Raw genomic sequence first — 14,601 nt, forward strand, 5'->3', positions numbered from 1 at the left:
TCAGCCGGTGGTCGCGACGAGACCCGCGTAGATGTCGAGCAGATTCTTTGCAACCTCGTCTTCGTCCGGCCACTCCGCGGCTAATTTCAGGCCATCTGTCCGCATAGCGGCCGCCTTGTCCGGATCAGAAAAAACTTCCTGTACCGCCGCGGCGAGTCCCGCTGCATCCCCGGCCGCGGCCAGCAGCGCAGCGTCGCCCACCAACTCCGGTACGCCGCCCACCGCCGTCGCCACCACCGGTACGCCTGCCAGGATTGCCTCCTGGAGCACCAGCGCCCGCGCCTCCCAGTGCGAGGTCAGCAAGAACACGTCAGCGGCCCCCAGCAGGTCAGCCACGTCGCTCCGGTGCCCAAGTAGTCGCACCGGGAGCCCCTCGGCGTCGATCCGTGCCTGCAGGTTCTCCTTGAGCGGCCCGTCCCCCACCACCGCGAAAACAACGTCTGGGCGCTCAGACGCCACCGCCGCCGCCACCGACAACAGGGTCGGGTAATCCTTCTGCGGAGCCAGCCGCCCCACCGAGAGCACCAGCGGCCCGTCCCCAAGCCCGAGAGACTCGCGGACCTCGGCAGCCGGCGTACGGGCCTCTGGCAACGCGGGAGCCGCTACCGGCGCCAACTCCACCTTCCGGGCGCCCAGCGACTTGGCGAGCTCAACGAGGTCGCTAGACGCTCCTAGAGTCAGGTCGGCTCCTCGAGCAACCAGTCGCTGCCCGAGCCGCATGACGAGGCCGCGCGGTCCAGTGGTCAGGATGGCGTTGTGCCACGTCACCACTAGCGGCCGGAGATTCGCCCGGTCGCGCAGGGCCGCAGTACCGGCTCGGTAGCCGTGGGCATGGATCACGTCGCAGCCACGCAATCCAGCGGCCTGTACTACGACAGTCGCGTCGCCGAAGTCGAAGTGCTCGGCAGTACCGGGCGGGGCGCAGACCACTACCTCGTGGCCGGCCTCGAGGAAACGCGGCACCAGCGAGGCGACGTGCTGCCCGATCCCACCCCGGGACTCCGCCAGCAGCAGGCCGATCCTCATGACGTCTCCTCCACAACGGTTGGCACACCCCGGCGCAGGAGCGCTCGGGCGTCCGGACGATCCAGAGCGACCGCGACCGCGGCGTACACGATCACGACCGCCAGGCCGGAGAGTATCGAGAACACCAGCGCACTGCCCCAGCCGCCGTCACCAGCCGGAAGCGCGACGAGCCACCCGGCCGCACCGGCCAGTACTGCGCCGACGAGCGCGGCAAGCGTCGCGCGGGACAGCCCACCGAGCACACCAGGTCCAGCCAGCCGCCGCAAGACCACGAGCAATACGACGGCCCCTGCGACCATACCGATCGACATAGCAGCCGCTAGTGCTCCTACAGCCTCAGAACCGTCCCACTGCAGCGTTAGCAGGATCCCGGCGATCGCAACGATCAGCCAGGCTCCCCCGGTCACTACTGCGACCTGGCGTCCGGCGTGACGCGCATAGAGCACCCGGCCGACATGCATCAGTACTGCGAAGCCGATGATCGCGGGGGCGAAGGCGACGAGTCCTGCGCCGAGTGAGGTGGCCTGGGCCTCCTGCACCTGTCCGTCGTTGTAGGCGAAGATGCGGGCGACCGGGACCGCAGTACCAACCAGCAGTGCGGCACCGGCTCCCCCGGCGAGCATGACGGCTCGCGTCGAGGTGGCGGCATAGAGGTCGAAGGTGGCTGAGCCTGACTCGTAGGCAGCCGCCAGGCGCGGGAAGACCGCAGTGGTGATCGGTACGGCCAGTACTGCGTAGGGCAGGAGGTAGACCGCGTTGGCCCACGTGTAGACGGCAATGCTTCCTGCTGCGCCTCGATGGTTGGCCAGGTAGGTCGTGACGACGAAGGCCAGCTGCTGGGCGACCAGCACGGCAAGACCTGCGGCGGCGAGCTTGCGTAGTACCGGGCCGACGCCGGGGTCCAGGCGCAGGGTCGGTTTGATCGGCAGGCGCAGGAAGAGCATCGGGACCAGGACAGTGAGGGCTAGGGCAAGCACGCCGGCAGTGGTGCCCCAGGCAAGCAAGTCGGCTGCGCCCTGCGAGGCCCTGTCTGCAGTGGGAGCCATGGCGGCGAACGCGAAGTAGGTGGCGACCACTACGAGGCTGGAGATGAGTGGGGCTACCGCACCGGCGGCAAAACGCTTGTGGGATTGGAGAACCGCTGTTGCGACCACAGTGATCGCATAGCCGAAGACCTGGGGCACGAAGATCAGCAGCATGCGTGTGGCGGTGGAACCGGAGCCGCCGCACTCGGGGCCGGCGTCGAGCATCGCGGAGGTGTAGCGCGAAGCGAAAAGCCAAGCCAGCAAGGCGAAAGGCGTCAGCAGTACGAGCGACCAGGTCAGCAGCGCACCGATGATCCGCCCTTGGGCTGCCCGATCGCCTCGAGCAACCGGCCCGGCCAGCACCGGGATGACCGCACCGGCAAGCGCTCCGCCAACGACGATTTCGAAAACCACATTGGGGAGCTGGTTGGCCGTCGCGTAGGCGTCGGCGAGGCAGCCGGCGCCAACGGTCTTGGAGAAAACCAGCCAACGGCCGAACCCGACAACGCGCGCGAGCACGGTGACACCGGCAACCAACAGCGCGGCTTGCGCAATCCGCGCACCTGGGCGACTCGCTCCGCCCGAACCGGCGGGCTCGGCCGGGCGATCCGGTCCGCCTGTGCTCACCGGGGGCGTCGGCCCCACTGGTCGAACTTGTCGAGGACGGGGGTGTTCGCGATCACTTTGGTGAAGCTGACCTTTTCGCTGGCCAGGTTGAGCGCGACGACCGCACCGAGCACGAGCACCTTCAGCGGACGCGGCAGGGCGGACGCGAGCGCAGTACCGGTGATCGCGCCGAGCCCGTTGGCCCCACAGTCACCGAGCATCGAGCGCTCGCCGAGGTCCGACGGCGCGGAAGCAACAGCGGCTCCGACGACTGCGCCGGCAGGTCCACCAGCCACAAGAGCGACCGGAGCGCTGACCGCGGTGATGCCCTTCAACGCCCGGCCGGGGCGGAGATCCAGCAGGTTCGCGAGGTTCGCAGTACCGGCGATCAAGGCGCCATCGGCAACGACCTCGACCACAGCGCCGAAGCCCTTCGACCGGCGAGGCAGCAACGCGGCCGCAGCAAGACCGGCCGCGCCGACCCCGAGGATCTTCACGGCCCCACTGGTCACCTCGCCGCGGCGCAATGCGGTCAGATGCCCACGGAACCCCTTGGTTTCGGTCGCTCCGGCAAGATCGTCGTACGCACCGACAGCACCCGAAACCGAGCCGGCCAGCAAAGCAGCCGCCTTCACGCGACCGTCTGACCGGCTAGCAGCGACTCCGGCCAGCGCGCCGAGCACCGCGATCGGGCCCTCCAGCAACGTCACCGTCTCGCCCCGGTGGTTCGTCCGCTCGAACGGCGCCCGGCTCTCCTTCGGCAGCTTCGCCGCGGCGCGTTCCAGCCCGGCCGTCGCGGCAGCAGAGATCACCGCACCCAGCAAACCCATCTCAGTTGCCCTTCACCTGGTCAGCCGACGGCGCGACGCCGTTCTTCGCATCGATCCCGCCGTACTGTCCCGCCTTGCCGCCGGCCTGCTCGGCCAGCGCGAACACGACCGTCATCTGCCCGCTCGGCAGGTTCGCGACGTCGACCGTCGACAGCGCCTTGGTCGCGTCGGCGTTGCTCCGCAGCGCCTTGAGGAACCCGCCGTTCTGCGCGGACTCCGGCATCCCGGCGACCACGACACCAGCGCTGGCCGAGTCGAGCCCCTCGGCGAAGTCCACTGCCTCGTTGTACGACGAGTTGTCCGGCGCCGGCGTCGGCGGCTTGGCGGCCACCACGACGATCAGACTGCCGCGGTCCTTCGGCGTCGGCTTGAGCGACACCAGCTTCGCGCTGCTCAGCCCGTTGATGATCTTGACCGCCTCGGTGTCGACCGTCTTGGCCTCTTCCTTGGCGGCCACCCCGCGGGCCAGGATCATCCCGGCGCGCTGGTAGGTGTTGCTCTCGGTCGGGAACTGCAGGTCGCTGGTGACCAGGTCGTTGACCAGCGGCTCGACCAGCTGGCGCTGTCCGGGGTCGAACAGCTTGCTGTCCAGCGAGACCTTGGTGGTGACCTGGCCGCCGGCCTTCTCGATCGCGGCCTGGATCGCGTCCGTCATGTCGCTGTCCGCGTTCGGCATCGTGACCACCACGATCCGCTTGCCGATCAGCTTGCCGGTCGTCAGGTTCGAGGTCACCTTGGCGATGTAGTCGTCGCGGTACTTGTCCAGCGCCTTGGTCTGCAGCAGCTGCTCGCGCTGGTCCTCGACGGTGGCCCGGTCCTTGTTGGCCTGGGCCTGGACCAGGTCGCTGCCGGTGCCCTTGAGCGGTCCGGCGCCTAGCACCACACCGGCGCCGAGGGCGAAGAAGATCGCCACGATGGAGACGATGTGGTAGCGAAAGTCGATCACGTGAACAGCTCCCGGATCCAATAGACGAAGTCGTTCCAGCGCGCCCGCAGGATCGACCAGACCACGTCGTCGGCACCGATGGCGACCATCGCCACGCCGAGCGCGAACAGGCCGGCCGCGATCAGCGCGACCACCTGCAGGGTCGAAACGCGGCTTCGGTAGAGCCGGCCGACGCCCTTGGCGTCCACCAGCTTCGCACCTACTCGCAGCCGGGTGATGAAGGTGCTCGCCATGCCGGAGCGTCCCTTGTCGAGGAACTCCACCAGCGAGTTGTGGGTGCCGACCGCGACGATCAGCGAGGCACCCTTCGAATCGGCCAGCAGCATCGCGACGTCCTCGCTGGTGCCGGTGGCCGGGAACTCGATCGACTCGACGCCGAGCCGTTCCAGCCGTTCCGATCCCGGCGCGTGGCCGTTGCGGTACGCGTGCACGACGACCTCCGCGCCGCACTTGAGCGTCTCGTCCTTGACCGAGTCCATGTCGCCGACGATCAGGTCGGGGACGTAGCCGTTCTCCACCAGGGCGTCCGCGCCACCGTCGACACCGATCAGGACCGGCCGGTACTCCCGGATGTACGGCCGCAGGGCCACCAGGTCCTCGCGGTAGTCGTAGCCCCGGACCACGATCAGCACGTGCTTGCCGTCCATCGCCGTGTGCACGTCCGGTACGCCGATGCCGTCCAGCAGCAGGTCGCGCTCCTGGCGCAAGTACTCCAGGGTGTTCGCCGTGAACGCCTCGAGCTGGGTCGACAGGCCCGCGCGGGCGTCGTCCATCAACTGGGCGACGGACGCGCTGTCCTGGACCACGCCCTTCGCGACGACTTCCTCACCCCTGTACAGGATGCCGTCGTTCAGCCGGACCCGCTCGCCCTCGTGCAGGACCGAGAAGACCTCGCGGCCGATCCCGTCGACCAGCGGGACGCCGGCCTCGACCAGGATCTCGGGACCGAGGTTCGGGTAGCGCCCGGAGATCGAGTCGGCCACGTTGACGACCGCGGCGACCTTGCAGTCCACCAGGGCCTCGGCGCTGACCCGGTCCAGGTCGACGTGGTCGATGACCGCGATCTCGCCCGGCTTGAGCCGTTTGGTGAGATTCTTGGTACGGCGATCCAGCCGGACCACCCCGGCGGTCCCGGGCAGTTCAGGTGGGCGTGCTCGACGCAGACTGGGCAGCTTCATCGCTTACTCATCCTGCCATGTCAAGAGCCTTCCGCCCGCCTTTTCAGCCGGTGCCCCGGTGACGGTGCGTTAAATCATCCTTTTGAACCAGTCTTCTTCTTCGGCTTCTTGTGCCTTTCGGCCGCCAGAGCGAGCAGTTCTTCGGCGTGCGCCTGGGCCGCGTCGGAGTGCTCCAGACCGGCCATCATCCGGGAGAGCTCCTTCAGCCGGGCATCGTCGTCGAGCGCGACCAGACCACTCGTGGTGACCGATCCGTTGTCGCTCTTCAGCACCACAGCGTGACGATCCGCGAAGGCGGCCACCTGCGGGAGGTGGGTCACCACGATGACCTGTGCCTTCTCCGCCAGCCGCGCGAGCCGCTTGCCGACCTCGACCGCGGCCCGGCCGCCGATCCCGGCGTCGATCTCGTCGAACACCAGCGTCGGCACGGGGTGCGTGTCCGACAGGATCACCTCGAGCGCCAGCATCACCCGCGACAGCTCACCGCCCGAGGCCGCCTTCTGCAGCGGGCGCGCCGGGCTCCCCGGGTTCGCCGCGAAGCAGAACTCGATCTCGTCGGCGCCATAGGGCCCGGGCGCCGTCTCGTGGATCTCGACGGTCAGGGTCGCGTGCGGCATCGCCAGCCCGCTCAGCTCCTCGGACACGGCGACGCCCAGCCGGGCCGCCGCCTCGCGGCGCGCAGTACTGACCTGGTCGCCGAGATCCTTCAGCTGGGCCCGCAGCTCGGCCAGCTCGGCGGTGAGCTGCTCGACGCGCTCGTCGCTGCCGTCCAGCTCGGCCAGCCGCGCGGCGGACCGCTTCGCCCACTCCAGCACCTCGTCGACTGTGCCCTCTTCGCCACCATGCTTACGAACAAGCGTCGTCAGCAACGAACGTCGCTCGCTCACCACCGAGAGCCGGGCCGGATCAGTGTCCACATCGGACGCATACGACGAAAGCTCGCCGGCCAGGTCAGCCGCCAGGTACCCGAGCTCGCTCGCGCGATCGGCCAGTTCGGCCAGCTTCGCATCGTGCTCGCGCTCGCCATCCAGCGCCTGCTTCGCCAGAGCCAGCAGGCCGAGCACGTCGGCCGGCCGCGTCGAGTCCAGGTCCTCGGACGCGAGTGCCTCGGCGGCGGTCGTGGCCGCAGTACGGAGGCCATCGGCGTACGCGAGGCGCTCCTCCTCGGCCGCGAGCTCGACATCCTCGCCCGGCAACGGCTCCGCCTTGGCGATCTCGTTGAGCCCGAAGCGCAGCAGATCCGCCTCGGCCAGCCGGTCGCGCTCGCGCGTCGTCAGCTCGGTCAGCTCGGTCTCGATCTCCCGATGCCGCCGGTACGCCGTGCTGTACTCCCCCAGCGGAACCAGGACCGGCTTCCCCGCAAAGGTGTCGAGCGTCTCGCGCTGCCGGGCCGGCTGCAGCAACCGCCATTGGTCCGCCTGCCCGTGGATCGCGACCAGGTCGCCGGACACCTCGGCCAGCACCGACACCGGCACCGAAGCGCCGCCGAGGAACGCCCGCGAGCGACCCTCCGACGACAGCTCGCGTGCGATCAGCAACTCGTCGTCGTCCAGCTCGCCGCCACGGTCCTCGGCCTGCTGCACGATCGACTTCGGTACTTTGCTCGCCCGACCCTCGACCCGCGCCCGCCGGACGCCGTGCCGGACCAGGCCGCTGTCGGCGCGACCGCCGAGCAGCATGTTCACGCCCGTCACGACCATCGTCTTACCGGCGCCGGTCTCGCCGGTGACTGCCGTGAACCCCGGATCGAGCTCCAGCGTGGCGTCCTCGATCACGCCCAAGCCCGTGATGCGGATCTCCGAGAGCATGGTCTAGTTCTCCTCTGATGTACTGCTGTTGCGGTCGCGCTCGGCGCGTCCGCGCCAGCCGAGCACCGGTAGATCGAACTTGGCGACGAGCCGGTCGGTGAAGGACGCCTCGTGCGCCCTCGCCAGCCGGACCGGCGTCCTGCCCCGCCTCACCACGATGCGCGCGCCGGGCGGCACCTCGACCATCCGCCGCCCGTCGCACCACAGCACTCCGCGTCCGTGCCAGGCCGCGATCAGCTCGATCGACAGCTGCGACGTCGGCGCCACCACGATCGGCCGCGAGAACAACGCGTGCGCGCTGAGCGGCACCATCAAGATCGCCTCGACCTCAGGCCAGACGATCGGCCCGCCCGCCGAGAACGCGTACGCCGTACTGCCGGTCGGCGTCGCGACCACCACCCCGTCACAGCCCCACCGCGACAGCGGCCGGCCGTCGACCTCGACCATTACCTCGAGCATCTTCTCCCGGGCGGCCTTCTCGACGCTGGCCTCGTTGAGCGCCCAGGTGTCGAAGATCAGCTCGTCGTCGTGCCACACGTCGACCGCGAGCGTCATCCGCTCCTCGACCGTGTACGTACGATCGACGACCACGTCGACGATCCGCTCCAGGTCGTCGCGCTCGGCCTCGGCCAGGAACCCGACATGGCCGAGGTTGACGCCGAGCACCGGCGTACCGTGCGGGCGGGCGAGTTCGGCGCCGCGCAGGATCGAGCCGTCGCCGCCGAGCACGATGATCAGCTCGACGTCCTGGGCCGCCTTCTCCGGATCCTCGGCGATCTCGACCGGTTCGAGCTTCATCGCCTCGAACTCTTCGGACAGCAACCGGACCACCAGGCCGGCGCCGGTCAGCAGGCGGTGCGCCTCGCGGGCCACCTCCACGGCCAGGTCGCGACCGGTGTGCGTCACCAACAGCACGCGCCGGGGCTCCGGCTCGACCACGGGGACCTGCCCTTCGACTGTCGACGCAGCGGTCACTGCGGGCCGCTCTCGATAGCGGTCCGGAGCATCGTCTCATCGAGCGGCGGCGCCGTACGGCGTATCCACAGGAAGTATTCGACATTTCCTGACGGACCCGGCAACGGACTGGCCGCGACACCGGCCACGCCCCAGCCGAGATCGGCCGCTTTCCGGGCCACGCCGCGGACCGCGTCGGCGCGCAGTACCGGGTCCCGGACGACGCCGCCCTTGCCCAGCCGCTCCTTGCCGACCTCGAACTGCGGCTTCACCATCAGTACCAGGTCGCCGTCGGGCTTGACCACGGTGAGCAGGGCCGGCATCACGATCGTCAGCGAGATGAAACTGAGGTCGCTGACGACGAGGTCGACCGGCTCGCCGCCGATGTCCTCCAGAGTCAGTGTGCGGACGTTGGTCCGATCCATCACGGTCACGCGCTCGTCCGTCTGCAACGCCCAGACGAGCTGCCCGTAGCCGACATCCACGGCGATCACACTCGCCGCGCCGTTCCTCAGCAGCACATCGGTGAATCCACCGGTCGATGCCCCTGCATCCAGGCACCGCCGATCCTTCACCTGTACTTCGCTGAACGCCTCCAACGCACCGACAAGCTTGTGCGCACCGCGACTCGCATAGCCCGGATCGTCGGTCTCGGACGTGTCGACCAAGATCGCCGCATCCGCGCCGACTCCCGTCGCCGGCTTGGTCGCCACCGTCCCCGCGACCTTCACCTTGCCGGCCAGCACCAGTTCACTGGCCTGCTCCCGCGACCGAGCCAGCCCACGCCGCACCAACTCAGCATCCAGCCGGGACCGTTTCACGCCCTTAGCCATCGGTCCCCGCGATCACTCAACCCCGGTCGCCATACTCGGCGTCCGCCTCCACCAGAGCACTCTGCAGCCGCTCATGCAGCTCCGCATAAACCTCCGCATGCTCCCCCACCGCCAACTCCCCCAACCCCTCCAGCCGCTCCACCACATCCTCAACCAACGGATGCACCTCATCGTCCCCCCGCTCCTCACCAGCCGCCTGCACAACAGCCGCCGGAGCAGCAGGCCGAGCACCCGCAGGCCCAGGCACAGGAGTCCCCGGCCGCGGATACGCCGCACCAGGCACCGGAGCCGCCGGCCGCGAGAACGGCTGCCCAGGCACCCCCGGACGAGGAGCGGCCTCCCCAGCCACAGCATCCGGCCCCGGCAAACCCGAGCCAGACGAAGGCACGGCCGGTCGTGGGAAACCCTCGCCAGGTGGGGTAGGCCGAGCAAAACCTTGCCCAGGCACCGGAGCCGCCGGCCGCGGGTACGCCGGACCAGGTGCCGGAGCAGCAGGCCGCGGGGGCGGCTGCTCAGACGCAGCAGGTACTACGGGCCCATTCGAAGCCGGCTCCTCAGCCACAGCATCCGGCCCCGGCAAACCCGGGCCAGACGAAGATGCGGCCGGTTGTGGGAGGCCCGCGCTGGGCGAAGGTACTGGGGCAGTGTGGTGCTCATCCGGCTCGTACGACTGGGTCGGCTCGTCGTACGAGTCGTCTGAGCCGTCGTCCACGTAGGAGTGCTGGGTCGGCTCCTCGAGTGAGGCCTCGAAGGCCTGCTCGGTGTCTTCGACCGGGTCCGGGTCCGGGTCGGGTTCCCGGGTTGGGTCGCCGTAGACGGTGAAGCCTGCCAGCAAGGGGTCCGTGTGGGGCCGCCCTTGGAGGGTTGGGTTCACCCAAGCAGTACGGGACTCCGGCGCCGGCTCGGTGTCGTAGTCGGGGTGGGACTGTTCGTCGGGCTCGGCGTCATGGCCGGGCTCGACGTCGGGGTCGACTGCCGGAGGGAACTGCTCGCCGGGGTGGTCGGTCACGTCACGCCTTCTTCGCCGGGGCCTTCTTGGCCGTCTTCTTGACCGCAGCCTTCTTCGCCGGCGCCGCCGACGTCTTCTTGGCCGCGGCCTTCTTGACCGCCGGCGCCTTCACCGCGGACTTCTTCGCGGCAGACTTCTTCGCCGCCGGCCTGGACGCGGACGACGACGCAGGAGCCGACGCGGGAGCAGGAGCCGACGCAGCAGCGGCGGCGACCAGCGCGTCGTTCGCCTCGGCGAGCTCGCGCTCCAGCCCGTCGAGGCGCCGGCTCAGCGCAGCGACCTCCTCGGACCGTACGAACCCGAGCCGCGCAACAGCACCCTCGACCTCGTTCGCCACGATCGCCTGCAGCAGTTGCCGGTTGCTCTTGCTGGTAGCAACGATCTCCTCGGCCAGGTCGCTCACCTTGGTGGTCACGCCGGCCGTCAGCGCGTCCGCGCCGGTCTGCTGCAACAGCGCCTTCGCGGCCTGCTGCGCACGCTGCTTCGTCACCTCGGTCAGGCCGTTCGCCAGCTGTACGTAGCCGCGCAATGCATCCATCACCATGAGAAACCTCCGTACTCGTCTGTCCTGGCGCCGTCGCCCCGGTCAGGCTCAGTTGCCAGCCACGGTATCGCGCCGAGCCCGCAATACCAGCCCGCCTCCGCCCATACCGAGCGTTACTTGTCCAGCCCGACCCGATGCAGCGCCTCGCCGATCTTGATCGACCCCAGCTCCGGCGCCGGCTTCGGCAACGGCCGCCGCCCGCGCGCAGCGCTCTTCGCCGCCGTCTTCGCAACCGGCTTGGCCGGTGCGTCCACCGCCGCCCAGACAGCCGAGAGGATCGCCCGCAACCCGTCGTACGGCTTGCCCTCACCGGTCACAGCCACTGCGCCGTCAACAACCGAAGCCGTCCAGCCTTCACAGCTGTGCTTCGCGCCGTCGACCGTCACCCCAGGATGCTTCTCCCGCAAAGCCCCCAGCCCGGCCCCGATGTACGTCGGCCGCTCGTTCTTCGGCGCCGCAGCCAGGTCATAAGCATCATGTACGCCGGTAGCGACCCAAAGACTCGCGATCCCGACGTTGTGCGCCCCGGCGATGTCCGAGTCGAGCCGATCCCCGATCATCAACGGCCGCTCAGCCTTCAACCGCTCGATACTCGTCTCGAGCAGCGGCGCCTCCGGCTTGCCGGCCACGATCGGATCCACCTCGACCGCCGCCCGCACCGCCTGGACCAGCGTCCCGTTGCCCGGCGCCTTGCCACCCGCGGTCGGAATCGTCAGATCGAGATTCGTCGCGTACCACTTCGCGCCCTCGTTGATCGCATGCGCACCGTCCGCGAGCATCACCCAGTTCACGTCGGGATGAAACCCCTGTACGACGGCCACCGGGTTCGCGTCGCTGCTCCGGACCGGCTTCAGCTCGTACTCCTCCAGCGCCGCGATCAGCCCCTCGCCACCGACCACGAGCACCGGCGACCCCTTCGGGAACTCCTTCGCGATCAGCTTCGCCGCCGCCTGCGCCGACGTGACGACGTCCTCGCCGATCACGTCCAGCCCGAACGACGCCAGGTGCTCGGCGACCACGGAGGCCGGCCGGCTCGCGTTGTTGGTGATGTACCCGATCCGCATACCCTCCGCGGCCGCTTTGCGCAGGTTCTCCGGCGCGTCCGGCACGGGGTCGGGGCCGACGTAGACCACCCCGTCGAGATCGAGGAGCGCAACGTCGTACCGGCCGGCGAGCGGTTCGTCACAAGCCGACAGTGGGGCGGGCGATTCCTGTGTCCTGGTCATGCTTCCCCCCGTACGATCACGGCCATGTCAGAAGCGTCCGCAAACGTCCTGCGGCTCGACCCGCTGCGGGCCTGGCGGTTCGTCGCGGGCAAGGTGAGCGCGCTCGGCGCGGTGACCTCGCCACCGTACGACGTACTGGAACCCGCCATCGTCCGGCGGCTGACTGACTCTGATCTCCACAACATGGTGAGGCTCATCCTTCCACGCGATCCCGAGCTGGGCCCCGGCCGGTACGACGAGCCCGCGCGGAGGCTGTCCACGTGGCAGCGCGAGGGCGTGGTGATCCAGGACCACCGGCCTGCTCTTTACGTGTACGAGCAGCAGTTCCAGGGCGCCGTACTGTGTGGGCTGGTCGGCTCACTCGCGCTCGACCCGGCCCGCCGGGTGGTACTGCCGCACGAGGACGTCATGCCGCAGTGGGTCGACGACCGGTTCGAGCTGATGGAGGCGACGGACGCGGATCTGGAGCCGATCCTGCTCGCGTACGGCGGTGGTGGGGCGGCCAGTGACGCCGTCGACGACGCCCGCTCGGGTGAACCCTGGCTGGTCGCCGACACCGAGAACGGGGCCCATCACCGGATCTGGCGGATCGACGACCCGGTCATCCTGGCCAAGATCGCCGACGAACTGGCGACGCACGAGGCGTTGATCGCCGACGGGCATCACCGCTACGCGGCGTACCTGGAACGCAACCGGCGCGAGCCTGACCGCGACGGCACCGATGTCGGCCTGGCCATGCTGGTCGACAACGACCGGCACCCGCTGACGCTGGACCCGATCCACCGCGTCGTACCGGGGCTCACCCTGGCCCTGGTGTCTTCCCGTACGCCGAGTGGCTGGCAGGTGCTGCCTGGTCGCGTGGAGGGCGTACCGGACCGCATAGCGATCACTGATGGGACGTCTTGGGTGACGCTGCAGTCCACTGAGGGGCAGGTGACTCCTACAGTCGCTCTGCTGCATCGCGAACTGCTACCGGCGTGGGGAGTACCTGCGGACGAGATCACCTTCCACCACGCGCTGGCGGACGCAGTAGCCCTCGCCGGGCCGCAGCAGGCCGCTGTGGAGCTTGTGGCGCCCCGGATGGACCAGGTGCTGCACTCAGCCGCGCGTGGCGCCGTACTGCCCCAGAAGGCGACCTCATTCGGCCCCAAGCCACGCGTGGGGCTCCTGTTCCGGATGCTCAGCTAGTAGCGCCCTGGTCGTTCAGGGTCGGTGGTACTGGTTGAGGAACTCCTCGCGAAGCGGCTTGCGTGCCGCCCGGTGCCGCTCGGTCAGTCGGCCGAGCGTGAACGACAGCTCCGCATCACCCTGAGCAGCCGCATCCTGTGCGAGCCTCGTCAGCGCATCCGCCGCCGCACAGTGGTCCTGATGCTGCCCTAGCAACTCCTGGAACCTAGCCGCCTGTACTGCGATGTCGCGCGCCTCGTCACCAAGCACCGACGCGCTCGTATCCGCGGCATACCGGACCCGCTTGGCCAGCAACCGCACCTCATGCCAGTCATCATCCGGCGACCACGGCTTCAGCAACTCAGCCGACGCTTCAAACTTCCGCCGAGCCGCCTTCAGCAGCTTCGGCAACACCTCACCACTGGTCTTCTCAGCCAACCCGCTGAGCTCAGGCGCAGCCGCGACCACCTGCAATTCCCTGACCAGCAAGGCGGTCCGCTCCCCCAAAACCACCTCAGCCGACTGCCCTGACGCCCGCTCCAACCCGGCAGTCAACGTCCCCAGAATCGTCGCCACATGCTCCGCGTCGTCCTCGCTGGTCACCCCGTCGCGCACCAACTCGGCTATCACTTCAAGATCCCGAGCCTCCCCGCAACTATTGGCCAACCAAGCCAACTCAACCCGCAGCTTCTCCCCCCAATCCCCCGCGATCACCTTCCTGAACAACTTCAAATCACTCCGCAACCGCCGGCACGAAACCCGCACCTGATGAATCGCGTCCTCCTCCCCCCGCTCCACCATCCGCACGGCCTTCCCCAACCGCCGACCCCCCTTCTCAACAGCCCGCCCCACCAACTCCCCCACCAACAACCCACCGCCGTCCCCGACAGCCCCCGCCACCGCAACACCCACCCCAACCCCACTCGCCCCCACCACCGGCTCCGCGACCGCCGCCCTACCACCAGCCTCACTCCCAGCACCCGCTACACCAACCGCAGAAGCCCCCACTGCCCTCGGTGCCCCAGCGCCGGCAGCACCCGCCACACCCTCAACTGTCGCGACGTCAACCGCGGGAGCCCCCACCGCAGCCAATGCCTCAGCACCATCCGTCACACCCTCAGCAGTCGCCACCCCGCCCACAGGAGCCCCCACTACAACCTCGGCACCGCCATCCGGCGAATCCCCTCCACCGTCAGCCTCAACCCCAGAAGCACCCGCAATCCCGGCACCGACGGCCAACGAATCGGCGTCACCCACTCCGCTGTCCGGGCCGGCATCCACCCGCGCCCCTGGCACGACGTCGGCAGCCGACGGGTGCGCTTCCACTTCGAGCGCCGCATCGGCAGCTGGCGGGTGTCCTACCGGGCCGGGCGCCGCGCCAGCGGACGACGAGTGTCCTGCCGGGCCGGGCGCCACATCAGCGGACGACGAGTGTCCTGCCGGGCCGGG

The 14,601-nt window shown here is 69.2% G+C and carries 13 protein-coding genes; 1 reads left to right on the plus strand and 12 read right to left on the minus strand.

Annotated elements, in window-relative coordinates:
- From ABD116_RS02205 to ABD116_RS02255, 11 genes are all read right to left on the minus strand, one after another.
- Positions 1–1,026 (minus strand): glycosyltransferase family 4 protein, encoded by a 1,026-nt coding sequence (locus ABD116_RS02205; RefSeq protein WP_343964190.1) that lies wholly within the window; start codon positions 1,024–1,026, stop codon positions 1–3.
- A complete protein-coding gene (murJ, locus tag ABD116_RS02210) occupies positions 1,023–2,570 on the minus strand; it encodes a murein biosynthesis integral membrane protein MurJ (RefSeq protein WP_343964192.1) in 1,548 nt (515 codons plus the stop codon). The genes ABD116_RS02205 and murJ overlap by 4 nt, the downstream gene beginning before the upstream one ends.
- A 104-nt stretch (positions 2,571–2,674) precedes the next feature.
- Positions 2,675–3,487: a hypothetical protein gene (locus ABD116_RS02215; RefSeq protein WP_343964194.1), complete on the minus strand. Its 813-nt coding sequence runs from the start codon at positions 3,485–3,487 to the stop codon at positions 2,675–2,677.
- A gap of 1 nt (position 3,488) precedes the next feature.
- Positions 3,489–4,433 (minus strand): copper transporter, encoded by a 945-nt coding sequence (locus ABD116_RS02220; RefSeq protein ID WP_343964196.1) that lies wholly within the window; start codon positions 4,431–4,433, stop codon positions 3,489–3,491.
- A complete protein-coding gene (gene steA / locus ABD116_RS02225) occupies positions 4,430–5,611 on the minus strand; it encodes a putative cytokinetic ring protein SteA (RefSeq protein ID WP_343964198.1) in 1,182 nt (393 codons plus the stop codon). The genes ABD116_RS02220 and steA overlap by 4 nt, the downstream gene beginning before the upstream one ends.
- Before the next feature lie 74 nt (positions 5,612–5,685).
- Positions 5,686–7,419, minus strand: a complete 1,734-nt coding sequence (recN, locus tag ABD116_RS02230; protein ID WP_343964200.1) for a DNA repair protein RecN — start codon at positions 7,417–7,419, stop codon at positions 5,686–5,688.
- Positions 7,420–7,422: 3 nt separating this feature from the next.
- A complete protein-coding gene (locus tag ABD116_RS02235) occupies positions 7,423–8,394 on the minus strand; it encodes an NAD kinase (protein ID WP_343964202.1) in 972 nt (323 codons plus the stop codon).
- Positions 8,391–9,206, minus strand: a complete 816-nt coding sequence (locus ABD116_RS02240; RefSeq protein WP_343964204.1) for a TlyA family RNA methyltransferase — start codon at positions 9,204–9,206, stop codon at positions 8,391–8,393. The genes ABD116_RS02235 and ABD116_RS02240 overlap by 4 nt, the downstream gene beginning before the upstream one ends.
- Positions 9,207–9,222: 16 nt before the next feature.
- Positions 9,223–10,215: a hypothetical protein gene (locus tag ABD116_RS02245; protein ID WP_343964206.1), complete on the minus strand. Its 993-nt coding sequence runs from the start codon at positions 10,213–10,215 to the stop codon at positions 9,223–9,225.
- 1 nt (position 10,216) lies between these two features.
- The gene (locus tag ABD116_RS02250; RefSeq protein WP_343964208.1) at positions 10,217–10,753 is read right to left on the minus strand and encodes a phasin family protein; all 537 of its coding nucleotides are present in this window, start codon (positions 10,751–10,753) and stop codon (positions 10,217–10,219) included.
- Positions 10,754–10,872: 119 nt separating this feature from the next.
- Positions 10,873–11,985, minus strand: a complete 1,113-nt coding sequence (locus ABD116_RS02255) for an HAD-IIA family hydrolase (protein WP_343964210.1) — start codon at positions 11,983–11,985, stop codon at positions 10,873–10,875.
- 24 nt (positions 11,986–12,009) lie between these two features.
- Between ABD116_RS02255 and ABD116_RS02260 the strand changes: the two genes are divergently transcribed.
- Positions 12,010–13,173 carry a DUF1015 domain-containing protein gene (locus ABD116_RS02260; RefSeq protein ID WP_343964212.1) on the plus strand — a complete coding sequence of 388 codons (1,164 nt, stop codon included), beginning with the start codon at positions 12,010–12,012 and terminating at the stop codon, positions 13,171–13,173.
- Between the two features lie 15 nt (positions 13,174–13,188).
- Here ABD116_RS02260 and ABD116_RS41755 read toward each other — a convergent pair whose 3' ends face one another.
- Entirely contained in the window at positions 13,189–14,568 is a 1,380-nt protein-coding gene (locus ABD116_RS41755) for a CHAD domain-containing protein (protein ID WP_425552044.1), read from the minus strand.
- Between the last annotated feature and the right edge of the window lie 33 nt (positions 14,569–14,601).

The sequence above is a fragment of the Kribbella koreensis genome (assembly GCF_039525325.1).
GTDB lineage: Bacteria > Actinomycetota > Actinomycetes > Propionibacteriales > Kribbellaceae > Kribbella > Kribbella koreensis.